Source organism: Chryseobacterium tructae, assembly GCF_030409875.1.
GTDB classification, from domain to species: Bacteria; Bacteroidota; Bacteroidia; order Flavobacteriales; family Weeksellaceae; genus Chryseobacterium; species Chryseobacterium tructae.
The window spans coordinates 24,631-50,924 of record NZ_JAUFQR010000003.1 but is presented as its reverse complement, the minus strand read 5'-3'; the positions used below and the strand labels follow the sequence as shown (position 1 = coordinate 50,924).

24 protein-coding genes are annotated in these 26,294 nt (G+C 35.0%); 13 read left to right on the top strand and 11 right to left on the bottom strand.

Annotation, left to right across the window (positions count from 1 at the left end):
• Positions 1-15 precede the first annotated feature (15 nt).
• The 4 genes from QWZ06_RS23860 to QWZ06_RS23845 all read right to left on the bottom strand — a co-directional run bounded on the left by QWZ06_RS23860 (position 16) and on the right by QWZ06_RS23845 (position 5,543).
• Positions 16-891, bottom strand: coding sequence for an alpha/beta hydrolase (locus tag QWZ06_RS23860; protein WP_290301632.1), 876 nt, complete (start codon positions 889-891; stop codon positions 16-18).
• Positions 892-973: 82 nt separating this feature from the next.
• A complete protein-coding gene (locus tag QWZ06_RS23855; RefSeq protein ID WP_290301631.1) occupies positions 974-3,223 on the bottom strand; it encodes a TonB-dependent receptor domain-containing protein in 2,250 nt (749 codons plus the stop codon).
• Positions 3,224-3,268: 45 nt separating this feature from the next.
• A complete protein-coding gene (locus QWZ06_RS23850) occupies positions 3,269-3,982 on the bottom strand; it encodes an outer membrane beta-barrel protein (protein WP_290301630.1) in 714 nt (237 codons plus the stop codon).
• 7 nt (positions 3,983-3,989) lie between these two features.
• Entirely contained in the window at positions 3,990-5,543 is a 1,554-nt protein-coding gene (locus QWZ06_RS23845; protein ID WP_290301629.1) for a TonB-dependent receptor domain-containing protein, read from the bottom strand.
• Positions 5,544-5,814: 271 nt separating this feature from the next.
• On the opposite strand from QWZ06_RS23845, the gene QWZ06_RS23840 reads away from it, so the two are divergent.
• The 3 genes from QWZ06_RS23840 to QWZ06_RS23830 all read left to right on the top strand — a co-directional run bounded on the left by QWZ06_RS23840 (position 5,815) and on the right by QWZ06_RS23830 (position 11,285).
• Positions 5,815-8,838, top strand: a complete 3,024-nt coding sequence (locus QWZ06_RS23840; RefSeq protein ID WP_290301628.1) for a sensor histidine kinase — start codon at positions 5,815-5,817, stop codon at positions 8,836-8,838.
• 46 nt (positions 8,839-8,884) lie between these two features.
• Positions 8,885-9,505, top strand: coding sequence for a response regulator (locus QWZ06_RS23835; protein ID WP_290301627.1), 621 nt, complete (start codon positions 8,885-8,887; stop codon positions 9,503-9,505).
• Positions 9,506-9,608: 103 nt separating this feature from the next.
• The gene (locus QWZ06_RS23830) at positions 9,609-11,285 is read left to right on the top strand and encodes a hypothetical protein (RefSeq protein ID WP_290301626.1); all 1,677 of its coding nucleotides are present in this window, start codon (positions 9,609-9,611) and stop codon (positions 11,283-11,285) included.
• 52 nt (positions 11,286-11,337) lie between these two features.
• Here the strand turns inward: QWZ06_RS23830 and QWZ06_RS23825 are convergent, their stop codons facing one another.
• The 4 genes from QWZ06_RS23825 to recJ all read right to left on the bottom strand — a co-directional run bounded on the left by QWZ06_RS23825 (position 11,338) and on the right by recJ (position 14,885).
• Positions 11,338-11,676: a DUF3817 domain-containing protein gene (locus QWZ06_RS23825; protein WP_290301625.1), complete on the bottom strand. Its 339-nt coding sequence runs from the start codon at positions 11,674-11,676 to the stop codon at positions 11,338-11,340.
• Between the two features lie 6 nt (positions 11,677-11,682).
• A complete protein-coding gene (locus tag QWZ06_RS23820) occupies positions 11,683-12,483 on the bottom strand; it encodes a hypothetical protein (RefSeq protein ID WP_290301624.1) in 801 nt (266 codons plus the stop codon).
• A 3-nt stretch (positions 12,484-12,486) separates the two neighbouring features.
• Positions 12,487-13,071 carry a nicotinate (nicotinamide) nucleotide adenylyltransferase gene (nadD, locus tag QWZ06_RS23815; RefSeq protein ID WP_290301623.1) on the bottom strand — a complete coding sequence of 195 codons (585 nt, stop codon included), beginning with the start codon at positions 13,069-13,071 and terminating at the stop codon, positions 12,487-12,489.
• 101 nt (positions 13,072-13,172) lie between these two features.
• Positions 13,173-14,885, bottom strand: coding sequence for a single-stranded-DNA-specific exonuclease RecJ (gene recJ / locus QWZ06_RS23810; protein ID WP_290301622.1), 1,713 nt, complete (start codon positions 14,883-14,885; stop codon positions 13,173-13,175).
• Positions 14,886-14,994: 109 nt separating this feature from the next.
• Here recJ and QWZ06_RS23805 point away from each other — a divergent pair, with 109 nt between their 5' ends.
• The gene (locus QWZ06_RS23805) at positions 14,995-15,804 is read left to right on the top strand and encodes a M48 family metallopeptidase (RefSeq protein WP_290301621.1); all 810 of its coding nucleotides are present in this window, start codon (positions 14,995-14,997) and stop codon (positions 15,802-15,804) included.
• 78 nt (positions 15,805-15,882) lie between these two features.
• On the opposite strand, the gene QWZ06_RS23800 is transcribed toward QWZ06_RS23805, so the two are convergent.
• A complete protein-coding gene (locus QWZ06_RS23800) occupies positions 15,883-17,505 on the bottom strand; it encodes an ABC-F family ATP-binding cassette domain-containing protein (RefSeq protein ID WP_290301620.1) in 1,623 nt (540 codons plus the stop codon).
• A 121-nt stretch (positions 17,506-17,626) separates the two neighbouring features.
• Here QWZ06_RS23800 and smpB point away from each other — a divergent pair, with 121 nt between their 5' ends.
• From smpB to QWZ06_RS23775, 5 genes are all read left to right on the top strand, one after another.
• On the top strand, positions 17,627-18,085 hold the full coding sequence (gene smpB, locus QWZ06_RS23795; protein ID WP_047427948.1) for an SsrA-binding protein SmpB: 459 nt from the start codon (positions 17,627-17,629) through the stop codon (positions 18,083-18,085).
• 77 nt (positions 18,086-18,162) lie between these two features.
• A complete protein-coding gene (locus QWZ06_RS23790; protein ID WP_290301619.1) occupies positions 18,163-19,674 on the top strand; it encodes an OmpA family protein in 1,512 nt (503 codons plus the stop codon).
• Positions 19,675-19,769: 95 nt separating this feature from the next.
• Positions 19,770-20,510 carry a YebC/PmpR family DNA-binding transcriptional regulator gene (locus QWZ06_RS23785; protein ID WP_290301618.1) on the top strand — a complete coding sequence of 247 codons (741 nt, stop codon included), beginning with the start codon at positions 19,770-19,772 and terminating at the stop codon, positions 20,508-20,510.
• Between the two features lie 139 nt (positions 20,511-20,649).
• Positions 20,650-21,474, top strand: a complete 825-nt coding sequence (locus QWZ06_RS23780; protein ID WP_290301617.1) for a UDP-2,3-diacylglucosamine diphosphatase — start codon at positions 20,650-20,652, stop codon at positions 21,472-21,474.
• Positions 21,474-22,445, top strand: a complete 972-nt coding sequence (locus QWZ06_RS23775) for a glycosyltransferase family protein (protein ID WP_290301616.1) — start codon at positions 21,474-21,476, stop codon at positions 22,443-22,445. The genes QWZ06_RS23780 and QWZ06_RS23775 overlap by 1 nt, the downstream gene beginning before the upstream one ends.
• On the opposite strand, the gene QWZ06_RS23770 is transcribed toward QWZ06_RS23775, so the two are convergent.
• Entirely contained in the window at positions 22,434-22,724 is a 291-nt protein-coding gene (locus QWZ06_RS23770) for a GNAT family N-acetyltransferase (RefSeq protein WP_290301615.1), read from the bottom strand. The two genes, QWZ06_RS23775 and QWZ06_RS23770, sit on opposite strands and share 12 nt — an antisense overlap.
• 89 nt (positions 22,725-22,813) lie before the next feature.
• Entirely contained in the window at positions 22,814-23,563 is a 750-nt protein-coding gene (locus QWZ06_RS23765; RefSeq protein ID WP_290301614.1) for an RDD family protein, read from the bottom strand.
• A 28-nt stretch (positions 23,564-23,591) separates the two neighbouring features.
• On the opposite strand from QWZ06_RS23765, the gene QWZ06_RS23760 reads away from it, so the two are divergent.
• From QWZ06_RS23760 to QWZ06_RS23745, 4 genes are read left to right on the top strand one after another with little or no spacing between them, the layout of a single operon-like run.
• Complete coding sequence (locus QWZ06_RS23760) at positions 23,592-24,575, top strand: stage II sporulation protein M (protein ID WP_290301613.1); 984 nt, start codon at positions 23,592-23,594, stop codon at positions 24,573-24,575.
• Positions 24,559-25,431 (top strand): DUF4013 domain-containing protein, encoded by an 873-nt coding sequence (locus tag QWZ06_RS23755; protein WP_290301612.1) that lies wholly within the window; start codon positions 24,559-24,561, stop codon positions 25,429-25,431. Before QWZ06_RS23760 ends, QWZ06_RS23755 begins: the two co-directional genes overlap by 17 nt.
• Positions 25,392-25,520, top strand: a complete 129-nt coding sequence (locus QWZ06_RS23750) for a hypothetical protein (protein ID WP_290301611.1) — start codon at positions 25,392-25,394, stop codon at positions 25,518-25,520. The genes QWZ06_RS23755 and QWZ06_RS23750 overlap by 40 nt, the downstream gene beginning before the upstream one ends.
• On the top strand, positions 25,513-26,292 hold the full coding sequence (locus QWZ06_RS23745) for a DUF4129 domain-containing protein (RefSeq protein ID WP_290301610.1): 780 nt from the start codon (positions 25,513-25,515) through the stop codon (positions 26,290-26,292). Before QWZ06_RS23750 ends, QWZ06_RS23745 begins: the two co-directional genes overlap by 8 nt.
• Positions 26,293-26,294: the final 2 nt, after the last annotated feature.

Sequence of the window (26,294 nt, the reverse complement as noted above, 5' to 3'; positions counted from 1 at the left end):
AAAAAACAGCACGCTTTAATTATTTAAAGCGTGCTGTTTTTTATCAAGCTGTTTCAGGAATATTTCAATTTTATCAATAAGGAAAGTAGTATTAGGTAGTCTATTCCAATCAAGATGTCCGCCATTGAACTCATAAGATTCATGGGTGATATTATTTTTATTCAAAGCAGAATCCAGAACTCTATTTTGGCTTAAGGGGACAACACGGTCTGTTTTTCCATAGTAAGAAAGAGTAGGAGGAGAAGTTTTGTTGATCCAATGTACCGGACTTGCAAAAGTGATGGTTGAAGCTCCGGCAGGTAATATTTTGGGATCAATCAGATGTTTTTCTATAAAAGAATACTCTTCATAGCTTTTAAATCCGGAATCCGAAAGATCAGCAGGACCTACGATATTGATCACTGCTTTTACGTCTTTATCAGCATCAAAATGATAGGAATAAAGCATAGATAAATGACTGCCAGCACTGTTTCCCAGAAGAATAAGCCTAGGTTTATAGTTGAGTTTGTTTTTCAGAAACGCAATAGCATCTTTAATATCATTGGTCTGATTAGGAATGCCATATTGAGTAATAGATGCCAGTCTGTAATTCATGTTAATAAAAATATGATCAGGATATTTCTCCATCATAGAAAACATGAATAAAGTGAGTTGGGATTTATCACCGCCACGCCAGCCACCACCATGAATCATGATAAAGGCCTCTTTTTCCTTCGAAGGCTTTTTATCAGGTGTATAAAGATCCAGAACCTGATCCGTACTACTTCCATAATGAATATTTTCCTCTTTATAAAAGCGGATATTGTTGGTAAGATTGATCTTGTTCTTTTTACAAGCTGTCAAAAGAAGCATAAAGATAAAACTGATGCTAAATACGAAACCTTTTTTCATATAACTAAAGATAAAAAACCTGCTGAAGAATCAACAGGTTTGAATAAAAAATATAATTGGTTAAATGTGAAGAAAGTTTGTTTTATCTTGTTCTACTCTTGATAGAATCGGAAGCCCCTTCAATATCTCTTATCTTTTTCAGTTTTTTATTCCCGAAATTGTAAGTAAGGCTCACAGTTAAGTTTCTTTTGTATTGATTCTGATGAATATAATTGTAGTTTCCGTTAGCTTGATAATCATCAATGACTACAATATTGGTTCTTAGAACATCATTTACATTCAAGGCAAAAGTCCAGTCGTTCCAGTTTTTCTTGATGCTAAGGTCTAAACTTGATAAGCCTCGTAGCATACCCAGCTCTATCTGCTGCTTGTCTATGTAGAAGAAATTAACCCCAAGGAACCATGTTTTTGCTTTATCAAGGCGGATCGTATTGTTGGTTTGGATCAAAATGCTGGTAGAATTGGTCGTATTAACGTAGACGAAATCTTTACCATCTTTATCTATGAATCGGTCTCCTGTGGTAGGATCCACGGCAAGGCTTCCATTGTTCCTGTTATGTTGAAAACCAATGCTGGAGTTGGTAGTCCAGTACTGTTTAAAGAAAGATTTTTGAATTCCTACCATCGCAGACATTTCCTGTTTATCACCAAAATTGGTTCTTATATATCGTAAGGCAAGATTTTCACCTACTGTTCCGTCAGGATGTAGAGGGTAACCCTGTAAAGGCACCTGAGTGATAGCATCTTTAATATAAGAATGATTTAAAACTACAAAGTATGAATTCTTATACATATACATCAACTCTTGATTATAAGTAGAAGAAGCCTTTACAAAAGGATTGTTTTGAGTATAATTATTATCCGTCAGTTTATTCTTTACCGGATTTATTTCCCAGAAACTTGGTCTTCTCATTCTGCTTGAAAATGAATAAGAGATGTTGTTTTTATCATTAATGGTATAGTTCAGGCTTAAGTAAGGAAGTAAATTGTTATAATTTCTTTCAATTCGTCTAAGATCTTCTGAAGATGGGTTATCGGATGTTCCTAGACTGTTGGTAATCTCATATCTTGTTCCCACTTTCCCTGAGAATTTATCTGAAAATTTCTTCTCTGCAGTGATGTAAAGACCATAAATATTTTCATCATAAATAAAATGATTAGGTTTAGCATCAGGAGTTGCTGTATCGAAATTATAAGAATCATTTTTAGTATCGTTATCTGTTTTGGTTTTATTATAATTTCCACCTACAGAAATAGTCAGGTCATTCTTAAACTTCTGGATATAATCTGCCATACCTGAGAAATTGTTAATGATCTGTGGTAGATCCTGCAACAATTGTGTGCTTTCCCCTAGTACATCTCTGTTGATATTAGAGTGGTAGGTCATATTATTGGTATATTGAAACCTTTTATAGTTCAGATACGCTGCATTTAGATTCAGTTTACTGCCTAAAGAATCGGTTTTTAATTCATAATTTAAATTGAGTGAGTTGTTATAACTTCTTGCATCCTCTTTGTTTTTAGACCATGTATAGCTTGGTTCATTTGTACTGATAATTGTATTGAAGAGGTTGACAGTTGAGTTATAACTCTTGTTGGCCCATGTATTCCAGGATAATGCTAAATTGCTCTTATCATTTAATTGATAATCGATATTCAGATACCCACCAATATTTTTGTTTGGATCATCAATATTACCGGTTGATTCATTGGAAGCTCCCTCACTGCTGTTTTTCAGGGTGTAAGTTTGAGCTTCAATATTTTCACCGCCGCTGAGGCTGGCACTTATTCCCAGTTTATCTTTTCTGTAATTGGCAGAGAAACTGGCTTGGCTTGCATTGTATTTACCCTGAGTATTAGAGAATCTCATATTCCCGTTAAGACCATCACTCATTTTTTTCTTCAAAACGATGTTAATGATCCCGTCAGAAGATTCTACCTGATATTCACTTCCCGGAACAGTAATTACTTCAATTTTCTGAATGTTTTCAGCCGGAGTGTTTTTCAGGAACTGAGCCAGTGACTCCGCATCCATATTGGATTTTCTTCCGTTAATATAGATTAATACATTATTTTTTCCTGCAATCTTTAATGTTTTGTCATCCGTTGAAGACAATAATGGCGTTTGTTTCAGAAGGTCAAAAGTTGTATTTCCTTTCGCTATAGGTGAAGAAGCAACATCATACACCAAACGATCGCTTTGTTTTTTGAAAATCTGTTTAGTGATGGTAACACCTTCTATATTTTTAGTCTTTGTCGAATCAGATTTCTTCTCCTGAGCAAATGCGCAGGTTCCGAATATGATTACTATTGACAAAAGTATACGTTTCATGTTTGTTTTTTTTAAGAGTGGTTAAAAGAGAGAAGTTTTTATAGATTAGGTTCTTGATTTTACAGCATCATTTGCTGATTTCATTTCCCTTGCTTTTTTTATTTTCTGATTTCCGAAGTTGTAGGTTACTCCAATATTCAGTAATCGTGGATAATTGAAGTTGGTGATATTATTGTAACTTCCATTAGGCTGTACGCTGTTAAGTCTGTAAAAACTTTGATTGAATAGGTCATTCACTTCCGCAACCACAGTCCAGTCGCCTATTATTTTTTTCAGACTGATATCAAAGCTTTGTCTTACCCCGATTGTACCTCCTTCCATGGCTACTTTACTAGAGAAAAAGTAATTAACACCTAAGAACCAGTCTTTTTTAGAAGAAAGTCGAACGATATTGTTGAGAGTTAAAGACATATTGTAGTTCTTTACATCAATGATATAAGGCTCCAGATCTTCTGTTTCATAGGGGCCTAATTGAGAAGTAGGATCTTGAAATACACCTCCAGTATAAGTATTATACCCAAGGTTTACAGAATAATTTGTTGTCCAGATATCTTTAAACCAGGATTTGTTCATTCCAAGAGTTAAACTCAACTCCCTGTTTTTTCCATAATTGGTTCTTATATATCTTAGAAATCGAGTTTTTTCCATGATCATTTTTCCTTCATTATCATATATGATATTACCATTTTCATCTCTCTTTGGAGCCGTTAAGATCCCTTGTAAAGGAAGCAGATCAGAAGCAGAGGCATCCTCTACCATAGTATAACTAAGATTCGCATAGAACGCATTTATACATATAATTCAATTCCTGATTATAGAATTTAGCAGCCAATACAAACGGATTATTCTGAGTATAATTGGTAGGAGTGAAATATGTTCTTGATGGGTTAAGCTCCCAGAATCGTGGTCTTCTGACTCTGCTGGAGAAGGTATAACTCAGGTTATGGTCAGAATTGATAGCATAATTTAAATTCAGATAAGGAAGCAGATTATTATAATTTCTTTCAAACCCTGTTTTTCCAAGAATATCTCCTGTACTTCTGGTCATTTCATAGCGGGCTCCAATTTTTCCGGATAACTTTTCGGTTAGCTTTCTTTCATAGTTGAGGTAAATTCCTAAAATGTTTTCCTTATAAATGAAATGATTGGTCTGTTTCGTATCCATTACAAATTCATCACCAATTAATTTATCTTGTCTGGTATCATTATCCGTATTGGTATAATTATAACTCACTCCCATTAGCCACGTTGCTCCTTTAGTAGTCTTTTTCAGATAATCTATATTAGCTGCATAATTATTGATAATTTGAGGTACCGATTGGTGTAATGCAGAATATCTCTTTTTATACGCTTCACTTGAAGGCTGAACATCCAAAGGAATGCTCTCATTGAAACTCATTTTGTCTCTGTTAAACCATAGATAAGAAACATTAGAAGTTAGTTTACTTCCTATAGAGTCGGTTTTTATTTCATAGTTCAGATTAAAAGAGTGATTTCTGGTTTGAGCATCTTCATTATTGATCGTTCTGTTGGATAATTGCCCATTTTGCCAGTTCATCATGTCCAGAACAGAATCGAAACTTTTGTTGTATCTCATATTATAAGACAGTCCTAAGCTTTGTTTCTTGCTGATCTCATAATCAATATTGAATCCGCCGCCGAAGTTTTTATTGGGGTCGTCATTCGATCCATAAGATTCATTTCTAAAAGTGGAATCTCCGTTAGACAGAGTATATCTTTGTCTTTCAGTCCAGCTGCCCATTCTGAAATTTGAATTTCCTGACCATTTTCCCTGTCTGAAATTGAAAGAAGCACCTGCTGATGGATTATTATAATAAGCTTGCTCATTCTGCATTTTCAAAGTTCCATTGTAACCATTGTTTTTACTCCTCTTCATCACAATATTGATCACCCCTTCCTTAGATTCCACCTGAAATTCACTTCCGGGAACGGTAATTACTTCAATTTTCTGAATATCTTCCGATGGGGTAGACTTAAGCATTTCAATTAATGCCTCAGAATCCATATTTGTTTTTTTGTTATTGATGTAGATAACGGCATCAGACTTTCCAAGAATCTTCAGCGTTTTCCCATCAATGCTGGAAATCATAGGTGTTTGCTTCAAAAGATTAAAAGTATTGGTGCCTTTGGCAATAGGAGAGGCTGCTACATCATATACAAGACGGTCTCCTTGTTTTTTGAAAACCTGTTTCTTGATATTGACTGACTCAATAGCATTTACTTTCAAACTATCTTTCTTCTGTTGAGCGGAAATCAGTCCGCTGAAGAATAGTGCTGCAATGAGAATTTGAGTTTTCATGATTATTATTTTTTAATTAATAGCTTGTATGGTTTGTTATTTTACATTACAAAGATATATAATAAATATAGTATCATGCAATACAAAGTACTGAGAAATATTTTTAATTAAATTTAAGTTATTGATTTTCAGTTACTAAAAATTTATATTTAAAAATGAATTGTTTGACCTTTCTGTATAATTAGACAACTGAAGAACATTAAATGTTACATCTTAAAGGAGAAAATTTATAGAATCATAAAAAAGATTAACTTTATTTAAATTGATAATCATGAAACTTCTGTTAAAACTTTGCGCTATATTGGCATTATTCGGAAGTGTAAAACTGAGTTCCCAAAATCAAGATCTGGGTAATTATTCTGTGGCCGCCATAACACAGGATGACGGACTTTCGCAGGGCTCCAATTATTTTTGGTTTGAAGACCGAAAGGGATTTATATGGCTTACTTGTAATGATGCTCTCAACAGATATGACGGCTCATCAGTAAAAGTTTATAACCTTAAATATTTTTTCAAAAACTGCCCCACACTCCAGCAGGGATATGGATTTGCAGAAGACAACAATCATTTATATATCGGTAGTACAAGAGGTTTATATATTTATGACTATCAGTTAGACGAATTTACCTTAATTGATATCTATGGAAAAATTTCCAATAGTAAAACGGCTATTCCTATTGGATTTGCAGATGGTAAAATATGGCTGTTTAATGAAATGTATCAGCTGGCGAGTTTTGATATTGAAACAAAAGAGATCAGTCTGGTAACAAGAATTCCTATAGAACCTCTGAAATCGGTTCATATATACAATATCGATGGTAATGTCTTCTATTTTAGAATGCCATTTTTTGATAAACAGGGCAATATATGTTTCGTAGGAACCAAAGAACTGATAACCTACAACCTGAATTCCGGGAAAATAGGCTTTCCCAGCCGGGAATTAGGGATTGGATCTTCAGTAGTTTTTCAGTCAGCGGCTTATGACAAAGAAAATGACGCGTTGTATCTGGGAACAGTGGATGACGGATTGTTGATCATGAAAAATAATTACAGAGATTTAGATCATCGGCAGACAGCTATCAAAAGAATTGTAAGCATAGCAGTGGATCAAGATAAAGTAGCTTTGATGGGTGGAAATTCTCTTTTCATTTATGATAAACAGTTTAAGAACGGTGGGGCTTTTCACAAAGGCTTTGAAAGAATTTATAATCTTCAGTTGGATAAAATAGGGAGGTTATGGTTTTGTGATGACGGGCAAGGAGAAGTTATTATGGATTTTCGGGGAGCAATGCTCAAAAATACTCTGGCTGGTAAAGATATTCTCCTTCAGTATTTCAGAGACAGGGGAGTTTCAGATATTATAGAACTTCCGGATCATACCATCCTTGTTAATTCAATGGCTATTTTTAATCCTAAAACGTTCTCCACTCAAAAATTTGCCTCCGATAGGATCAGTTATTATTCCAATTCCAGAAGCAAAAGCTATGTAAATCCGTATACTCTGGAATTGTGGATGGTTGAAAATAATCTGAGCGGAGATCAGTCGAAAATTATCATATTTAATAAAGATCTAAAGCTCAAAGCCGGTTATAATTTTGATAATGAGATCATGGGAAAACATCAGAGTATGGTAAGTTTTCCGGATTCAACGTCATTATTTTCATTCTCTACAGGATTGTATTTTTTTAATAAAGCAAAAGATCAATTCGAAAAGATTAAAAGTATTCCGGGGCAGAATAGTTTTTATATTAATATTTTGAGCAACAAAAGGATAGCAATAAGCTATCTGAACCGGGATATGATATTGGCAAAGATTGAAGGAAAGAACCAATATAAGATCATTGGAAAAATCCTTCCGAATGTACAATGCTTCTATATACAGGAAGATATAAAAAATAAACAGTTTTGGGTAGGTACAAATCAGGGAGTTCATCTCTTGGATAAGAATTTTAAAACAATAAAAATATTTGATAGTAATAATCATCTTGCCGGAACATATATCTACGGACTTCTGCTGGATGATTTTGGAAAACTCTGGTGCAGCCATCAGAGAGGGTTGTCAAGTATTGACACCAAAACCCATATGATCACCAATTATGATAAAGAAGATGGTATTCAGTTTTGGGACTTCAACAACAGAGCATTTCTCAAAGCTTCAGATGGAACCTTATATTTTGGAGGAGTGAAAGGACTTAATTATTTTAAACCTCCACTAAAGCTTAATTCTTTCTATCGTCCTGAGATTTATTTTGATGAAATTCTAGTGAATAATAACCGCTATGTTTCTAAAGAAGGAATTAATACCCTGAAAGAACTTCATCTTAAATACAATGAAAATAATATCTCAATAAAGGCATTGATAAAAGATCTAGAATATGGTTCACAGAGAAAAATAATGTATCGGATCAAAAATATTGATAAAGTCTGGAAAAGTTTGTCTAAAAAAGTTCCGCTTAATCTCAATAGTCTTGCACCGGGGACATATGAAATTGAATTCGGGATTGCAGATAAATTTACAGGAAGTGTTTTTTATAAGAAACCAATCACCATAATCGTAGCAAAGGTTTTCTATCAGACATTTTTATTTTGGGTCATTATCGGAGGTTTTATTTTCGGAGGCCTGATCATGGCAGTGAGCCGATGGAAGTTTATCAGGCAGCAAAACGAATTCAAAGAAAAAATGGCATTGGAAACTCAGAGAAATAAAATTACAGCAGATTTGCATGATGACATCGGTTCCACCTTGAGTAGTTTACAGATCAATTCTGTAGTGGCCGGAGAACTTATAGGCAAACAAAAAATAGAAGATGCCCAGAAAGTCCTCAGAAATATAGAAAATCAATCCAGAAAACTCTCTGAAAATATGAGTGATATTGTCTGGAGCCTGAAGCCCAATACCGATTCTCTCATGACCCTTTCTACCAGAATCAGAAATATAGCCAGTGAAATACTGGGAAATACAGACATAGATTATAAAATCGATATAGATGAAATCATTGATGATGAAATTGTGGATTTCAGCATCAAAAAAAACATAATTCTCATTGTAAAAGAAGCCCTCAATAATATTGCAAAGTACAGCAAAGCCGATAAAGTTTTTATTAACCTTAAGACAGAAGAGAGCAATCATATAATGGAAATAAAAGATAATGGAGTAGGATTCAATCCGACAGAAATAAAAGGAAACGGGATTGGTAATATGAAGAAAAGAACCCTGGAAATGAACGGAACTTTTGACCTTGAATCTCAAAAAGGAACTTATATAAAAATCCTTATCCCTAAATTTAGGGATTGATAACTGCTCAGCAAGAATTTAACTTTGACCCCTCTAAGTATTTACCATGATCAGAATATTTGCCTATGACGATAGTCCCGAGCGACTGCAAAGCCTCAGAATTTTAATTGAGCTTTCCGAAAATATGGAGTATATCGGTGAAGCACTCAATTGTGAAAATGTAGAAGTAGAAATGCAAAGTTATCAGCCTGATGTTGTCTTGATGGACATCAATATGCCGGTTGTAGATGGAATTGCAGGTTTGAAAATAATCAAATCAAAATTCCCGCATATCAATGTTTTGATACAGACTGCTTTTGATGATAGCGAAAAGATATTCCGATCTATTTCTGGTGGGGCAAGTGGCTATATCCTGAAAAGCGATACTCCAAGACGGATTCTTCAGGCGATTGAAGAAGTTTACGAAGGCGGTGCATCCATGAATCCTGCTATTGCAAAAAGAGTCCTGGAATATTTTCAGCCGACAGCCGATCAGAAGCTTTTGACACAAAAAGAACGGGAGGTTTTGAAACTGCTTGCCGAAGGGATGAGCTATAAAATGATCGCAGATCAACTGGGAATAAGCTATTCCACGGTGAATACCCATATTAAACATATCTATAACAAGCTTCATATTTCGTCTTTGGGTGAGGCGGTTTCCTGGTACTTTAAAAATATAAAAGAGTAAATCTGGAATTCAGTATCATATCATTTTGCGATCCCTACAATTAGGGATTTTTTTATGTCCTGCTTTTAATGAATTTTGATCAACAATTCTAAAACTAATTGATATGAAAACGAATTTTACTTTTATGAGAAAAGCCATGATCCTCTTATGGATCTTATTGTGTATCAATGCTGGAGCACAGGAAACAAGGCCGGGACAGCCCATCAAAGGAGTGATTGTGAAAGGTGGGAAAAATCCGGGCGGAAACCTTTTGATATCTTTGGGTGGGGGAGGTTTGTTCCCGGGCAAAACTTACAGTGAAAGCAGCCATACCGGAAATGCATTCAACGGCAATATTAACCTGTATGCTCCTCTTGTTACATTGAGCAATACGGAAACGAATTATACTTCATTCGGTGTGAATGGAGGACTTGGCCTTTTCGGAATGAAAAAAGAATCTCAGGCTGAAGGGATGGTCTATAATATTTCAGGACAATCTTCAGCACCTTCTCTCAAAACAGAAGCAAGCAGAAGCAGGCAAAATGGCTTCATCGGTGAAGCTGGAATCCAGTCTAATATCTCTTTTAATAAGTTTACAGTATCGCCAATTCTTAATCTGGCCTATGTCAGTTTAAGGGAAAGTGAATTTTCTACGGTTCAGACATCAAGTGTTAATGGACAGACCCGAAGTTTTGAGACGCTCAAAAGATTAACTTCTAAAACAGATGGTCTTGGTGTGATTCCCAAAATAAGATTTTCTTATTTCCCGGGAAGAATTGGCTTCTTTGTAGAAGGAAGTTATATTGCCGGACCCAATGTAAAGAATACAAGTACAACGTTTATACCTGGTGGTTCTCCTAATAGTGAAGGTTTTTACAGTATTGATCAGATGATGTCCGGAAAATATCAGACTATAGAAACCAAGAACAGGTTTAATGCGTTTTCGATGAATGCAGGGATTATCTTAAGTATTCTTTCTAAGAAAGTTTCTTATGAACCCGCTTCTGTCGACAATATCAACCAGATACAGTCATCCGGTAATTGCAGTTGCGTCAGTTCGCCTACATCATCCATACAATTTCCGAATGTGAGCGGTCCGTCAATTAATCCGGGAGGAACTTTGACAATTCCGTATAGTGCAGCAAATTCTTCTAAACTTTTACGGGTTGAAGCTTCTCCACATCCATACAATACACTCAATACGGGAATTTGGGCTTCAGAGATTACTATTCTTATCAATGGAGTTCCTGCTATCGTTAGCTCAGGGGGTAATCCATATACCCATACCAATGGATCTACTCCTTCAGTAAGATTGATTTCTTTTTCAAGTTTGAAGGTAGGCACCAATACAATCTGTATCAATGTAAAATGCCCATATACAGGAAGTATCTGTTCAATTGGATGTTTTACAGTGGTTGTAGAAGGGGCTCAGCCTCAGTCTTCGGGAAATATTACTGCCAGTCCTGTCTGTTGTACAAAATACGTTGTAGTACCTGGCAATCCTCATAAAGAAGTGCTTACAGGACAAGTGAAATTTAAAATGGCAGGTACGGTTGTAAATGCCAGATTAAAAATAGTATCTGCCGGCGGAAATGTTACGTATGAAAATTTTGTACAGAATGGCTTCACGGGTTGTTATACATTACCTGTTGAAATATCATTGGTAAGTCCTGCCAATACACCGGTACCTTCATCTACTGTAAACAGTGTATCTGTTTATAAATATTCAAAAAAATTCTTATGTGTGGAATTAGGGCCGAAATTACCTTCCCAGCAGGTTCCTGCTATAAAGATACCCTAAAAATAATCTAAAGTAATACTAATAAAATGAGGCAGCAATGTCTCATTTTTTATTATTCACGATCCTGTTTGGCTAAAGACTTATCTACCCATACCGTAGCAAAAGGGAAAAAGGCTGCTAATAAAGCGAACACAAAATCTTCATCATCCCAGTTGTAAATTTTTCTTGCAGGAATGCAGAGTAAAAGATAAAGCGTAAAAAATAATCCGTGCAAACTACCAACCACGCTGATAAAAATAATAGAATATAAATTTTCATCATATCGAATCCAGATCATCGCAACACAATACAATAAAACACATGAAATAGCCTCTGCCAGACAGATCTGTTTAAACCATTTAATGAGTTTTTCCTGAGAATATTTTGAGAAGAATTTTTCGATGAAGTTCATGTATAATTATTTATAGTAGATGAAGAAGCTGGTTTTACTTTTTACTGGATAGCCTCTGTATTTTACAGGGTCAAATTTAGTGTATTTTATAAACTTTTTGATTTCTTTTTCAAAATAAGGAATAGATTTCTGGTTGTGCTCATTATAAATAGTATGATTAAATTCTTCCTTTAAAACCCTCCCTTTTTCATCCAAATGAAGAGTAACGCGAGAATATGAATGATATTTTTTAGAAAGATCATAATCCTGATAACCTTCAGGATAAACAAAGCTGCTGAAGAAATCTTTATTCAACTGATCATTATCATTCATATAGCTAAGGTAAACTCCTTTATATGTCCACTCTGTATGTTCATCTGCATCAAAAACCTTGCCCGGATGTTTTTTTACGTATTGGGCGACAGATTCTTTTATAAGGTCATCAACAAATTCTTTACCGAATTTTTTTTCAGTCCATTCAGCCATACCTGAATAATAGCATCCTCCGGAATAACCACCAATATCACTTCCCATCCATTCCCCGCCCCAAATAATGTTATGCTTTTTTAAAATCTCCTTTAGCTCAGTGCCAGGTAAGAAATGATCACCGTAGGGAGCGGCAATGTTGATATAATATTTATTTTGGATTTTTGAATCATATTCAGCTCTAATAGAATCTTCACGACATCGTTCTTTATTATACTTTATTCTTTCTTCAGAAGCCTTCTTTCTCCATTCTAGAAGAGAATCGCTTTTTAAAACTGTCGATTCCTGAGCATATAAAAAACTTTGTAAAAAAATAGCGAATAAGAATAGGTACCGTTTCATTGCTTATTGATAAAAATTACTTCCATCCAAATACTCAAAAACTTCAGGCGGTAACATTGGTCTTACATTCTTTCCTTCTTTAATCATATTACGGATTTCAGTCGCAGAAATTTCGATCACAGGAGCTTTTATCATAGAAATATTTTCATGCTGAAGATATTCAGAATCTTTCTTTTCCCCTTCAAATACTCTTGGATAAACAATGATATGATGATTTTTGATCAATGCATCAGAATTTTTCCATTTGTGAAGACTGTCTAAATTATCCTCACCCATAATAAGACTGAAAGAATAATCAGGATGCTTTTCATGAAGATAAGTAAGCGTATCGATGGTATAGCTTGGCTTCGGAAGAGAAAACTCTACATTGGAAGCCCGCATATTCGGATAATTTTTTACTGCAAGTTGTACCATATCCAACCTGTTGTGATCCTTCAATAAAGATTTTTTGTCTTTAAAAGGATTCTGTGGACTCACTACAAACCATAGCTCATCCATATCTGAATTTTCCAGAATATAATTCGCTAAAATAAGATGTCCGATATGGATCGGATTAAAAGATCCGAAGAATAGACCAATTTTTTTCATATCAGTGTAGTAGGGGAGCGTTGTATTTAATTATAATAGGAAGTTAGTTTTTTACTTTACAAAGTCTAAAGCTTAGAAACCAAAATCCTGTAGGGCATCAGTTAATCCCTGAACTTTACATCTTTTATGTTAAGATAGTGAGTTACATTGCCTTTCCAATGATTTTCCTCCAAGGTAAAAGCAAGATCGAAATTTTTATTTTTAAAATCTTCTACAAACTGTCCAAGTTTAAAACCGACACACTCAATATTTCTTCCTGAAGCTTCCTGTTTGATATAAAACTTCAGATGGTTGTTATCTTTACCCATTGTTTTTACATAACCAGAAAGTCTCTGATCAGACAAGGTGAAGATCGGTTTCATATTTTGAGGCCCGAAAGGAGCTAGTTTTCTATGGAAATTGATAAACTCTCTGTTGATATCATCAACCCTAATTTCAGAATCAATACTAATTGAAGGTTCCTTTTGGTGTTCCCTTATTTTTTCAGAAACAATTTTTTCGAATTTAACTTTGAAAGCCTCAAACTTTTCCTTTTCCATTGAAAGCCCGGCAGCAGCGTGATGCCCTCCGAATTTAAGAAAATATTCAGAGCACATATCAAGCGCTTCATGCACATCAAAATCAGATACAGATCTTGCGGAAGCTACCATTTCACCATTATTTCCATCAGTAAATACCAATGTAGGTTTATAGTAAGTTTCGATCAGTCTGGAGGCTACAATTCCGATTACTCCTTTGTTCCATTCAGGGTGATAAACAATGGTTGTATGTTTTGTTTCCTGTTGAGATTCTATAATCTGATTCAAGGCCGAAAGAGTAGAGTTCATATCCAGTTCGCGTCTTTCATCGTTGAGGTTCATGATATCACCCACGATTTGGTTGGCATGCTTCAGGTTTTCAGAAACCATAAGTTCCACAGCTGCTTTTCCATGGGAAATTCTTCCCGCAGCATTTATTTTAGGTGCAATTTCAAAAACAATATTTGAAATTTCGAAATGAGACAGTTTATCCTCCGGAATTAATAATCTTAACCCAAGATTTCTTGTTTTTCTAAGGGTTTTTAATCCCATTTTAGCAAGAACTCTGTTTTCTCCGGTCATCGAAACAATATCTGCAGCGATGGATATAGCCAGAAGATCTGTGAGCTCAAATAATTCAGCATCCGGAAGTTTGTAAATGGTATTCAGTCCCTGGCAAAGTTTAAAACCTACACCACATCCTGAAAGTTCCTTGAACGGATATCGGCAGTCACTTCTTTTAGGATCAAGTACAGCTGCAGCGTCAGGAATCTCTTCACCGGGAAGGTGATGATCGCAGATAATAAAATCTATGTCCAGACTGGAAGCATAATTAATCATATCAAGAGCCTTGATTCCGCAGTCCAACGCAATGATTAACGAAAACCCATTCTCTTTGGCAAAATCAATTCCTTCAGTAGAAATTCCATATCCTTCAGAATTTCTGTCAGGAATATAGTAATCCAGATATTTTTTCTCAACAATTTTGCTGAGGTAAAGGTACATTAAGGCAACAGCGGTGGTTCCATCCACATCATAGTCGCCATATACCAATATTTTTTCGCCGTTTTCAATTGCAGTGGCAATGCGCTCTACAGCCTTTTGCATGTCTGCCATTAAAAACGGACTGTGTATATCGGTAAGGTTTGGTTTGAAAAATTCTCTCGCCTTTTGATAATTGTCAATTCCTCTTAGAACGAGAAGTTTAGATTCAAAAGTGCCAAAACCAAGTGACGAACTTAGTCCATCCACAACTTCCTCATCGGGTTCGGGCTTGTAAATCCATTTTTGACTCATGTTCACAAAAATAAGGAAAAAAAATAGCATTTTGATTGGATAGGGAATGAAGTTTTGACTTAAAGATTGTTAAAAATTGATTATCTTCGTGCTCCAAATTTAAATGACTATGAAAAAAATTATCGTATGCCTTACTTTTTTAGGCGCAATGAATTCAATGAATGCACAATTTAATCTCGGAAAAGCTGCCGGGGTTGTTTCAAAAGGTGCAAAAGCTTTAACATTTACCAACGAAGATGCTATTAAATTATCCAAAGAATCGGTAGATTGGATGGATAAAAACAATCAGGTAGCAGGGCCAAAAGATCCTTATACTGTAAGATTGAACAAATTGTTTGGAAAACACAAAACACAAGACGGTCTGAATTTGAACTATAAAGTCTATAAAGTAAAAGATATCAATGCTTTTGCTTGTGCAGACGGAAGTGTGCGTGTATTCTCTTCTTTGATGGATATCATGACAGATAACGAACTGTTGGCTGTAATTGGTCACGAAATCGGTCACGTTAAAAATGAAGATACAAAAGATGCTATGAAATCTGCTTATTTAAAAGCAGCAGCATTAGATGCCGCTTCATCAGCATCCGGTGCAGTAGCTACTCTTAATGATAGCCAGATCGGAAAAATGGCAAACGAATTTTTGGATGCTACTCACAGTAAAAAGCAAGAATCTGAGGCAGATACCTATTCTTATGATTTTATGAAAGCTAATAAGTATGATGTAGTAGGGGCTTATACTGCTTTCAAGAAACTAGCTTTACTATCAGGAGGAAGTACACAATCCGGTTTTGAAAAGATGTTCAACTCTCACCCGGATAGTGAAAAAAGAGCCCAGGCAATCAAGAAGAGAGCAGAAAAAGACGGGTTATGGAAAGATCCTGGTACTGTGGCTCTTCCAACAACGAAACTTACAAAATAATTATTTTATTTATTGTTTAAACAAAAATACCTCGAAGCATTGCTTTGAGGTATTTTTATATTCATTAAATGTATTATATTAAGAATACATTTTTTCTCTTAATTCCTTCACTTTTTTGTCAGCAAGGTATTCGTCATAAGTCATTTCTCTATCGATGATTCCGTTAGGAGTTAATTCGATGATTCTGTTACAGACAGTTGACAACATTTCGTGGTCATGAGATGCCAATAAAAGATTTCCTTTGAAGTTAGACAATGAGTTGTTCAATGTTGTGATACTTTCAAGGTCTAAGTGGTTGGTAGGTTCATCTAATAAAAGAACGTTAGCTTTCTGAAGCATCATTCTGCTGAACATACATCTCATTTTTTCACCTCCTGAAAGTACTTTACACGATTTCAACGCTTCATCACCTGAGAAAAGCATTCTTCCTAAGAATCCTCTTACGAATTCCTCGTGACGCTCTTCATCGTTTTTAGTGAATTGTCTTAACCAATCAACAAGGCTTAAATCTTCCTGGAAGAAATTGGTGTTATCTAAAGGCATATGAGACTGGTTTGTTGTAACTCCCCAAGCAACAGTTCCTTTGTCCGCTTCAACGTTTCCAGCTAAAATTTCGAAAAATTCTGTGATCGCTAAAGAGTTTTTCGAAAGTACAGCTACTTTATCTCCTTTTTTAAGATTTAAATCAATATTAGAGAATAATAATTCGCCGTCTTTTGTTTTTTCAAGACCTTTTACATCAAGGATCTGATCTCCCGCTTCTCTTTCCATTTCGAAAATGATAGCAGGGTATCTTCTTGAAGAAGGCTTAATATCGTCAATGTTTAACTTGTCGATCATTTTCTTTCTTGCAGTAGCCTGTTTAGCTTTAGCAACGTTAGAACTGAATCGTGCAATGAAGTCCTGAAGTTCCTTTTTCTTTTCTTCAGCCTTTTTGTTAGCCTGAGCTCTTTGTCTTGTTGCTAGCTGAGATGCTTGGTACCAGAAAGAGTAGTTACCTGTGTAAAGGTTAAGTTTAGCATAATCTAAATCTCCAATGTGAGTACACACGGTATCCAAGAAGTGACGGTCGTGAGATACTACGATTACTGTATTTTCATAATCTGCAAGGAAATCTTCTAGCCAAGAGATTGTATCAATGTCAAGGTCATTGGTAGGTTCATCCAGAATCAATACATCAGGATTTCCGAAAAGTGCCTGAGCCAAAAGGACCTTTACTTTGTCCTTATTTTCCAGTTCACTCATCATTTGCCAGTGCATTTCATCTTTAACACCAACATTGGAAAGCATGGTTTGTGCATCAGATTCTGCAGTCCATCCACCCATTTCATCATAAATAACCCCTAATTCACCGGCTTTAATTCCATCTTCATCGGAGAAATCTTCTTTTGCGTATAACGCATCCATTTCCTCCTTTATCTCAAATAATTTTTTATTACCTCTTAATACAGCTTCAAGAACAGTAAACTGATCATAAGCAAAGTGATCCTGCTCCAAAACTGACATTCTTTTCCCTGGTTCCAGAGATACGTGACCTGTTGTAGGATCCTGCTTTCCTGTTAATATTTTAAGGAATGTAGACTTTCCCGCCCCGTTTGCTCCGATGATCCCGTAGCAGTTTCCTTTGGTAAACATAATATTTACCTCGTCAAAAAGAACTCTTTTCCCGAATTGTAAAGATAAGTTAGATACTGTTAACATATAGTTTTGTAAATTTGGCGCAAAAATACGAAAAGAATTTGGGTATTTTGTAATAATATAATAGTCAAGTTTTTAAATGTATCGTATTTTTTATATATTTCATTAACGAAATTTTAAAATGATGAAGATTGAGAAAACAGTTAACATATTAAATAAAAGAGCCCGTTTTGAGTATGAAATTCTTGAAGAATATGAAGCCGGGATGGTTTTAACGGGTACGGAAATAAAATCTTTACGTTCTTCCAAAGCATCCATCACAGAATCGTTCTGTCAGTTTATTGATGGGGAGTTATACATCATCAACATGATGATTGATGAGTATAAATTGGGAACTTTTTACAATCATAAAACAAAAAGGGAACGGAAATTGCTCTTGCACAAAAAAGAATTGCAGAAACTTGAAAAAAAGTTAAAGGATGCAGGGAACACGATTATACCTTTGAAATTATATATCACTGATCGAGGGAAAGCAAAGGTGCTGATAGCGCTGGGTAGAGGGAAGAAGCTTTTCGATAAAAGGGAGGCCATTAAAGATAGAGAAAATAAGCGGAACCTGGACAGAATATTAAAGAAAAGTTAAAAATCATTTGAAAAACTTTGTATATAAAGAAAAATTATATTTATTTTGCATTATCAATTATTTAATCATTTAATTCTATGAAAAATCTAAAATTAGGAATTTCAGCATTGGCGCTTACCGTTGCCTCTACTGTTTTCGCACAGACTACCAACAATCCGTGGTTAATCGGAGTTGGTGCTCACGCTGAAAACCACGTAGCAGCAAGATCTTCATTCGGTAACACGTTCTCTGCGAAAAATTTGACAAAGAACCTGTTCAACATGAACAGTTATTCTATTACACCTCCACTATCTAAGTTAACAGTTGCTAGAAACGTTGGTAAAGGTTTAGTTATTGACTGGCAAACTTCTGTTGGAAATGTTGAAAACAAAAGATTCAACATGGGGAAAGAATTTTTCCTAATGACAGGTCTTGGTTTCCAGGCTCACGCAGCAGGTCTTTTATGGAACGAAGAATCTTGGTTTGATCCATATTTAAGAGTTGGTGCTAACTACCTTAGACATGACTATACTGGGCAATCTTTCCCACAAAATGGTCTTGATGCTAATGGTAATGTACTAGATAGAGCTGTTCCTAACGGAAAAGATGGTAACGAGGCTGGTAAAGCTAACCACTTTACAGTGGCTACTGGTGCTGGTGCTAACTTCTGGGTAACTAAAAACTTCGGTCTTGGTGTCCAAGGAGATTATGTATCAACTCCAGGTGATAAGTCTACAGTTGCTAACTTCTGGCAAGCTTCTGCATCTATCTTATTCAGATTTGGAAACAGAGACAGAGATAAGGATGGTATCCTAGATAAAGACGATCTTTGTCCAGATACACCAGGTCTTCCAGAATTCCAAGGATGTCCTGATACTGACGGTGACGGAGTTCCAGATAAAGACGATCAATGTCCAGATGTAGCTGGTCCAGTTGAAAACAACGGTTGTCCTTGGCCAGATACAGACGGTGATGGTGTTATCGACAAAGATGATGCTTGTCCTACTGTAGCAGGTCCTGCTGAAAACAAAGGTTGTCCTTGGCCAGATACAGACGGTGACGGTATCCTTGATAAAGACGATGCTTGTCCTACTGTTCCAGGTCTTCCAGAATACAACGGATGTCCTAAACCAAAAGACGTAATTGCTAAAGATGCTACAGGTGCTCTTAAAGGTATCTTGTTCAACTTTAACAAAGCGACTATCAGACCAGAATCTAACACTAAGTTAGATGAAGCTGCTAGAATTATTAATGAGTCTAAAGATGGTACTTTCTTAGTAACAGGTCACACTGATGCTAAAGGTGCTGCTGCTTACAACTTGAAACTTTCAAGAGAAAGAGCTGCTTCTGTAGTAGGTGCTCTTGAAGCTAGAGGAGTTAACGGTAATCAGTTAAAATCAACTGGTGTTGGTTCTAGAGATGCTCAAGTTCCTGCAAAAGCTTCTGACGCTGATAGAATGGTTGACAGAAAAGTAGTTGTTGAAGCTATCAACGGTGCTGCTTGGGATGCACTTAAGAAATCTGATCTAGACGTAGTAGTGAAGAAGACTGTAGTGAAGAAAGGTAAAGCTCCAGCTAAGAAAAAAGCTCCAGCTAAAAAGAAAAAATAATTAATTTTTCTAAATAATGAATACCTCCAATTTTTTTGGAGGTATTTTTTTTTTGTAGACTTTTAAGTATTTTTGTTGAAATTTAAAAATTAAAAATGGGAAGAGCATTTGAATATAGAAAAGCTTCTAAAATGGCCAGATGGGATAAAATGGCTAAGACTTTCTCTAAAATAGGTAAAGATATTGCATTAGCAGTAAAAGCAGGGGGAACAGATCCTGAAGCTAACCCGGCATTAAGAAGATGTATCCAGAATGCGAAAGGGGCAAACATGCCTAAGGATAATGTAGAAAGAGCGATCAAAAAAGCAAGCGGTGCTGATGCTGAAAACTATGAAGAAGTTACTTATGAAGGATATGGACAAGGTGGTGTTGCTTTTTTTGTAGAATGTACTACAAACAACACAACAAGAACCGTAGCGAATGTAAGAGCTATTTTCAATAAGTTTGATGGTAACCTTGGTAAAAATGGTGAGCTAGCATTTATCTTCGACAGAAAAGGAATTTTCACCATCGATTTGGCACAGGTAAAAATGGATTGGGATGATTTCGAAATGGAAATGATTGATGGAGGAGCAGAAGATGTGGAAAAAGATGAAGAAGAAGTAATGATTACGACCGCTTTTGAAGATTTCGGTTCTTTATCTCACAAATTAGACGAACTGGGAATTGAAGCAAAAAGTGCAGAATTACAAAGAATTCCAAATAATACAAAAGAAGTAAACGAAGATCAGTTCAAAGCTAATATGAAAATGCTTGAGCGTTTCGAAGATGACGATGATGTTCAGAACGTTTACCACAACATGGAAATCACTGAAGAGCTGATGAACTCTTTATAAAAAATAATATAGCATTCATATACAGTTAACTTTCAATTAGTTTCTTTGTAAAAAACTATGAAACGCCTTGATGTATTTTTGATATTGAAGAAATAGAAGGTGTTCCATCCGGCAAATTAAAAAGCTGAAAAATATACGGATGAAAAGAAACGTTGAGTTAGTTGTCATATCGGATGTTCATTTGGGAACTTATGGATGTAAGGCTAAGGAATTGCTGAGATACCTCAATTCTATTCAGCCTAAAACTTTGGTTTTGAATGGTGATATCATTGATATCTGGCAATTCAAAAAGTCTTACTTCCCTAAACCTCATTTGAAAGTGATCCGAAAGATCCTTTCATTGGCTACTAAGAATACGGATGTTTATTATATTACAGGTAATCATGATGAAATGTTCCGTAAGTTTACCGACTTTGAATTGGGAAAACTCAAAGTTTGTAATAAAATCTGTCTGACAATTGACCAGAAAAAAACCTGGATCTTTCATGGGGATGTTTTCGATGCATCAGTCCAGCATTCTAAATGGATTGCCAAACTTGGCGGAAAGGGATATGACCTTTTAATCATCATCAATAATGTAGTGAATTGGTTTTTGGAGAAAATGGGCAAAGAAAAATATTCATTTTCAAAAAAAATTAAAAATAATGTGAAGAAAGCGGTAAAGTATATCGGTGACTTTGAACTTACAGCTTCCGAATTGGCTATTGATAATCAATATGACTACGTAGTTTGTGGACATATTCATCAGCCGCAGATTCGGGAAGTGGTTAATAAAAAAGGATCTTGTACTTATCTGAATTCTGGTGATTGGATCGAAAATCTATCAGCTTTGGAATATCATGATAAAGAATGGAAGATTTTTTATTATGATGACCACAAACATTTGTTGAAAGATGATGAAGCAGAAGAAATTCAGGAGATGGATAATTCTGAACTTTTAAAAATCGTAACTAATTTTACTTAATGAAAATTTTGTACGCATTTCAGGGTACCGGGAACGGACACGTAGCCAGGGCACAGGAGATTATTCCGATACTCAAAAAGTATGCTTCGGTAGATACACTCATTAGTGGGCATCAATCGCAATTAAAAGCTGATTTTGACATTAATTTTCAGCATAGAGGTATTTCCCTTCTTTATAACAAAACGGGCGGTTTATCCTATCGTAAAACGTTCACAGATAATAAATTTATTGATGCTGCTAAAACAATTAAGAATTTAGAGCTATCTCAATATGATTTAATCATCAATGATTATGAACCTTTAACGGGTTGGGCATCTAAGTTGAAGAGGCTTCCAATGATTGAACTTAGCCATCAGGCATCGATGAGTTTTTCTGAAACTCCTAAACCTGATAAAAAAGATTTTCTGGGAGAAATGATTTTGAAGTATTATGTTCCCAGCGAAAGAAAGATTGGCTTTCATTTTGAAAATTATCATCCTCAAATTAAAAAACCTGTAATCCGAAGAAAGATCCGAAACCTTAATCCTTATAAGAAAGGATATTATCTTGTCTACCTTCCAAGTTTTGCAGATGAAAATATCATTAAGGTTTTAAGAAAGATTCCGGTAGAGTGGAAGGTCTTTTCAAAATATAGTAAAGTACAGGTTAAGGTAAAAAATGTGGAAGTATTTCCTATTGATGAAATTCAATATCTGAAATATTTTGAAGGTTGTGAAGGTATTCTTTGTAACGCAGGCTTCGAAACTCCAGCTGAAGCTCTTTTCATGGATAAAAAAGTATTCGTGATCCCTATTCACAATCAATATGAGCAGGAATGTAATGCTTGTGCTTTGGATAAAATGGGGATTCCTAATTCTAAAGTATTAAAACTTCAGGAAATTATGGAATGGGTAGCATCTGACCATCATCTGGAAGTGGATTACCCGGATAATATTGAAGAAATTCTGGTAAATGAAGTCTTAGTTCTTTAGTAAAATATCATCTACATCATTCATTCTCATCATCACCGCTCTGGCATAAGAACAGTGAGGATATACGTTCCAATTATTTTCCCTTGCAAATTTGATAGCTTCTTCTACCAAGTATTTTCCCATTCCTCTTCCTTCAAATTCAGGATGAACCAGAACAAACGAAATAATCAGTTTTTGATCCTCCGGAAAAATGGTATAGGTTAATCTTCCTACTTCCTTTACTTCATTATTAAGCGTAAGAACTCCACCATTTCCTGATCTGTTGTTTTCAAATTTCATAATAGAACGTTTATTGTAATTTAAAGATACAAAATTAAAGTAATAATAAAAAGTACATTGATAGCTTACATAATTATTGGCAGTTTGTACTAGTTATCTTTTCCTGTGTAATAATTATAGTCTTTAATAATAACATTGATGAATTGTCTTTCTGTCATCTTTGTTGGGTCTATTTCCAGCTTCAGAATACTTTTTATCTTATCGGAAAGTTTACTGATAATTTGTCGGTCATCTGCTTTTAAAGCTTTGGTATAATTATCCTTGATGATTCTCATGTCATTATCACTCAAAGCAATAACCTGAGGAAATGAGGGTACATAATCTTCGTTGATATTCTCTAAAATAGTATGAGAAATATTAATGTTATTTTTTAGTGAAATTACTGCTGTTCCAGAAGCAATATCTCCTAAACGCTGATTATTTTTGGAAACAATCATTGAAATTAAACCTACCACACCGGCAAAGGAGACATCTACAAGTCTGAACACCCAACGGATCATGTAATCCCCGAAACTGGCCTGATATCCATCGATTTTCACTACTCTGATCTTCATCAGTTTTTTTCCGGGAGTTTGCCCCTCCATTAAACTTTCCAAAACAACGGGATAAATATAGGTGGGAAAAGTAAGAATGATATACACTGCCATCACTGACCAGCTGTCTAAACCGTTCAATAAATATCCCAAATCAAGAATATTGAAAAATAAATAAAGGACAACAAGGATGTAGGCAACCCTTATCAGGAGATCAATGATAAATGCAAGCATTCTTTCTCCAACACTTGCAGTATTGAAGTTAATATTTACATTTTGTGAGGTATTTATCGCGATCTGAGACATAATTTTTATTATTTTAGCCTTTACAATTATGAGAGAAGTTTATTTCATTAAACAAAATAAAGAAAAATGGTTGGGAATAGAACAGGTTATTGATGGGAAAATTAAAAAAAATCCTGATGACCTGTCTTCATTGTATATTAACCTGATCAATGATCTTTCTTTTGCTCAGACCTATTATCCTAAAAGCAATACAACTGTTTATCTGAATCACCTTTCATCACAAATCTTCCAAAAGATTTATAAAACCAAAAGAGTAGAGGAGAACAGATTGGTTTATTTCTTTAAAACTGAGGTTCCGTTACTTGTGTATCAGTATCGGAGGTATCTGCTGTATGCCTTTTTATTCTTTGTCCTTTTTACTTTAATAGGAGTAATTTCTGCAGCTTACGATAAAGAATTTGTTAATATTATTCTTGGAGAAAGCTATGTCAATGAAACGATTGAAAATATTAAAAAGAATAACGCAGTAGGGGTGTATCAGAGCGGTACAACCTGGGGAACTACTATTGGAATTATTTTCAATAATATTCAGGTTGGAGCTAAATTGTATATCTATGGAATTGCAGGCGGAGTAGGGACTTTATTTGCTTTGCTTTCTAACAGTTTAATGCTGGGCTCATTTCAATACTTTTTCTATGATTACGGAGCTTTAAAAGACAGCGCAAGAGGGATTTGGCTTCACGGAGTATTTGAAATCTTTGCCATGGTAGTAGAAGCCATGTGCGGATTGATTCTGGGAGCATCTATTCTGTTTCCGAAAACCTTTTCGAGATTTAATTCCTTTAAAAAAGGATTTAAAGATTCTTTTAAAATATTTTTAAGCACTGTTCCCTTCACTATCTGTGCCGGAATTATTGAAGGATATGTAACAAGACATGCTTTGAAAATGCCTGTAATCCTAAATTTGGTAATTATTCTGGGATCAATGGCTGTTATAGGGTTCTACTATTTTGTATATCCATCCATTGTCAATAAAAAAACTAATAAACACATCAATGATACAATTTTATAAAAAAAGAGACTTTGGAACTTTCATCAGTGATAGTTTCAACTTTTTCAAATTATACGGAAAGAATTATTTTAAAAATTATATTCTGATCAATGGCTTGCTGTTAATTTTAATGGTAACCGTCTTTATTTTTGGATACAGGGAACTTTTTTCTCAGATTTTCGGATCTAATATAAATGGTGACAGCTATTATTTTGATCAATATTTTACAAATAATGCTGGAGTATTGATTGTTGTAGGAATCATCACATTTCTACTTTTGATGATACTGGCTATTATCAATTATCTTTATCCTGTTTTTTATCTGAAAAGAATTGCACAGGGAGCAAAAAGCATAAAGACAGATGAGATCTTAGGAGACTTCAAAAAGAACGCTGGCCGAATTGCTAAACTGTGTCTTGGGGTGACGTTTATTGTAGCTCCTTTATCTTTATTCGTATTAGGGTTCTCTTATCTTCTGATCTTTATTATTATCGGGATTTTTATTGTAATGCTGGTATATCCTACCCTATTTAATGTTGTTACATTTTTGATGTACGATTATTTTAATTCGGGGAGAGGTTTCATGGAAAGTCTGAGTTACTCTATCCGTTCACAGTTTTCTTATCCCAATGGAAGTGAGAAATCTCCATACTGGAAATATTGGGCAGCATCGTTTGTCATGTTTATTGTGATATCCATTGCAAGTTCCGTATTCACCTATGTCCCAATGCTCTTTTTTTATGGTTCGGTGTTGACGTCACCATCTGATGGTAATTTTGAGCAAAATCCTTTTACCGGAGCTTTTGGGATTGCATTTTTGTATTCTACGGAATTTCAATGCTGCTTTCATTCTTCCTTTCGAATCTGCTGTATGTAAATGCCGGATTGATGTATTATGATAGCAGAACAGACCTTCATCAGAAAGTAGAACTTGAAGAAATAGATACCATTGGAATCAATGAATAGAATTCTTTTTTTCATATTGTTTTTATTCTCCCTCGGCTTTGTAAAGGCTCAGGATGATGGTTATATGGAAGATTCACTCTATACAACGGGACATTATCATAATATGCTGCGTGCAGATTCTGTGCTGGTGAAGAATCCGGTTTCAGACAACTCGGTCTATCCTAAAGAATTTAAGCAAAATGTTCCGTCAAGATACAAAGGAAATGAATTTGATTATTCAGTCTCAAAACCCAGAGAATCATTCTGGCAAAAACTTCTAAAGAAGGTAGATCGAATTTTGCGTAGTATTTTTGGAGATACGGTTTTTACAAAATCCTCTGAGTTTACAGGAGTGGTTATTCGCCTTTTTGCAATTATTTTAGTAGGATTCCTTCTTTATTTTATCATTAAATATATTCTCGGAAAAGATGGGAATTTTATTTTTGGTAAAAAGAATAAAAAGTTGAATCTGAATGTAGAAGAATTGCATGAAAACATCCATGAAATAAACTTTCCTGAGAGCATTGCCAAATTTGAACTTACAGGAGACTATCGTTCAGCAGTTCGTTATCAGTTCTTATTCGTTCTTAAAAAATTGAGTGACAAAAAGCTGATTAACTGGAATCCTGAAAAGACGAATAAAGACTATGTATCAGAATTAAAAGTTACGCATCTAAAAAGTGAATTTTCTGATCTCTCTTATATTTTTGATTATGTCTGGTATGGAGAGTTCAATATTGATGAGCAGAGCTATCAGAAATTTAAAAATAAATATCAGGCATTTAAACCTTAATC

Excerpts from the sequence above, each read along its gene's own strand:
- QWZ06_RS23840 (WP_290301628.1), top strand. The coding sequence starts at position 5,815 with ATGAAACTTCTGTTAAAACTTTGCGCTATATTGGCATTATTCGGAAGT.
- nadD (WP_290301623.1), bottom strand. The coding sequence starts at position 13,071 with ATGAAAAAAATTGGTCTATTCTTCGGATCTTTTAATCCGATCCATATC.
- QWZ06_RS23825 (WP_290301625.1), bottom strand. The coding sequence starts at position 11,676 with ATGAACTTCATCGAAAAATTCTTCTCAAAATATTCTCAGGAAAAACTC.
- smpB (WP_047427948.1), top strand. The coding sequence starts at position 17,627 with ATGAAGATTGAGAAAACAGTTAACATATTAAATAAAAGAGCCCGTTTT.
- QWZ06_RS23760 (WP_290301613.1), top strand. The coding sequence starts at position 23,592 with ATGAGAGAAGTTTATTTCATTAAACAAAATAAAGAAAAATGGTTGGGA.
- QWZ06_RS23830 (WP_290301626.1), top strand. The coding sequence starts at position 9,609 with ATGAAAACGAATTTTACTTTTATGAGAAAAGCCATGATCCTCTTATGG.
- QWZ06_RS23755 (WP_290301612.1), top strand. The coding sequence starts at position 24,559 with ATGATACAATTTTATAAAAAAAGAGACTTTGGAACTTTCATCAGTGAT.
- QWZ06_RS23785 (WP_290301618.1), top strand. The coding sequence starts at position 19,770 with ATGGGAAGAGCATTTGAATATAGAAAAGCTTCTAAAATGGCCAGATGG.
- recJ (WP_290301622.1), bottom strand. The coding sequence starts at position 14,885 with ATGAGTCAAAAATGGATTTACAAGCCCGAACCCGATGAGGAAGTTGTG.
- QWZ06_RS23750 (WP_290301611.1), top strand. The coding sequence starts at position 25,392 with ATGCTGCTTTCATTCTTCCTTTCGAATCTGCTGTATGTAAATGCCGGA.
- QWZ06_RS23775 (WP_290301616.1), top strand. The coding sequence starts at position 21,474 with ATGAAAATTTTGTACGCATTTCAGGGTACCGGGAACGGACACGTAGCC.
- QWZ06_RS23790 (WP_290301619.1), top strand. The coding sequence starts at position 18,163 with ATGAAAAATCTAAAATTAGGAATTTCAGCATTGGCGCTTACCGTTGCC.
- QWZ06_RS23765 (WP_290301614.1), bottom strand. The coding sequence starts at position 23,563 with ATGTCTCAGATCGCGATAAATACCTCACAAAATGTAAATATTAACTTC.
- QWZ06_RS23805 (WP_290301621.1), top strand. The coding sequence starts at position 14,995 with ATGAAAAAAATTATCGTATGCCTTACTTTTTTAGGCGCAATGAATTCA.
- QWZ06_RS23820 (WP_290301624.1), bottom strand. The coding sequence starts at position 12,483 with ATGAAACGGTACCTATTCTTATTCGCTATTTTTTTACAAAGTTTTTTA.
- QWZ06_RS23800 (WP_290301620.1), bottom strand. The coding sequence starts at position 17,505 with ATGTTAACAGTATCTAACTTATCTTTACAATTCGGGAAAAGAGTTCTT.
- QWZ06_RS23745 (WP_290301610.1), top strand. The coding sequence starts at position 25,513 with ATGAATAGAATTCTTTTTTTCATATTGTTTTTATTCTCCCTCGGCTTT.
- QWZ06_RS23855 (WP_290301631.1), bottom strand. The coding sequence starts at position 3,223 with ATGAAACGTATACTTTTGTCAATAGTAATCATATTCGGAACCTGCGCA.
- QWZ06_RS23845 (WP_290301629.1), bottom strand. The coding sequence starts at position 5,543 with ATGAAAACTCAAATTCTCATTGCAGCACTATTCTTCAGCGGACTGATT.
- QWZ06_RS23860 (WP_290301632.1), bottom strand. The coding sequence starts at position 891 with ATGAAAAAAGGTTTCGTATTTAGCATCAGTTTTATCTTTATGCTTCTT.
- QWZ06_RS23770 (WP_290301615.1), bottom strand. The coding sequence starts at position 22,724 with ATGAAATTTGAAAACAACAGATCAGGAAATGGTGGAGTTCTTACGCTT.
- QWZ06_RS23835 (WP_290301627.1), top strand. The coding sequence starts at position 8,885 with ATGATCAGAATATTTGCCTATGACGATAGTCCCGAGCGACTGCAAAGC.
- QWZ06_RS23780 (WP_290301617.1), top strand. The coding sequence starts at position 20,650 with ATGAAAAGAAACGTTGAGTTAGTTGTCATATCGGATGTTCATTTGGGA.
- QWZ06_RS23850 (WP_290301630.1), bottom strand. The coding sequence starts at position 3,982 with ATGGTAGAGGATGCCTCTGCTTCTGATCTGCTTCCTTTACAAGGGATC.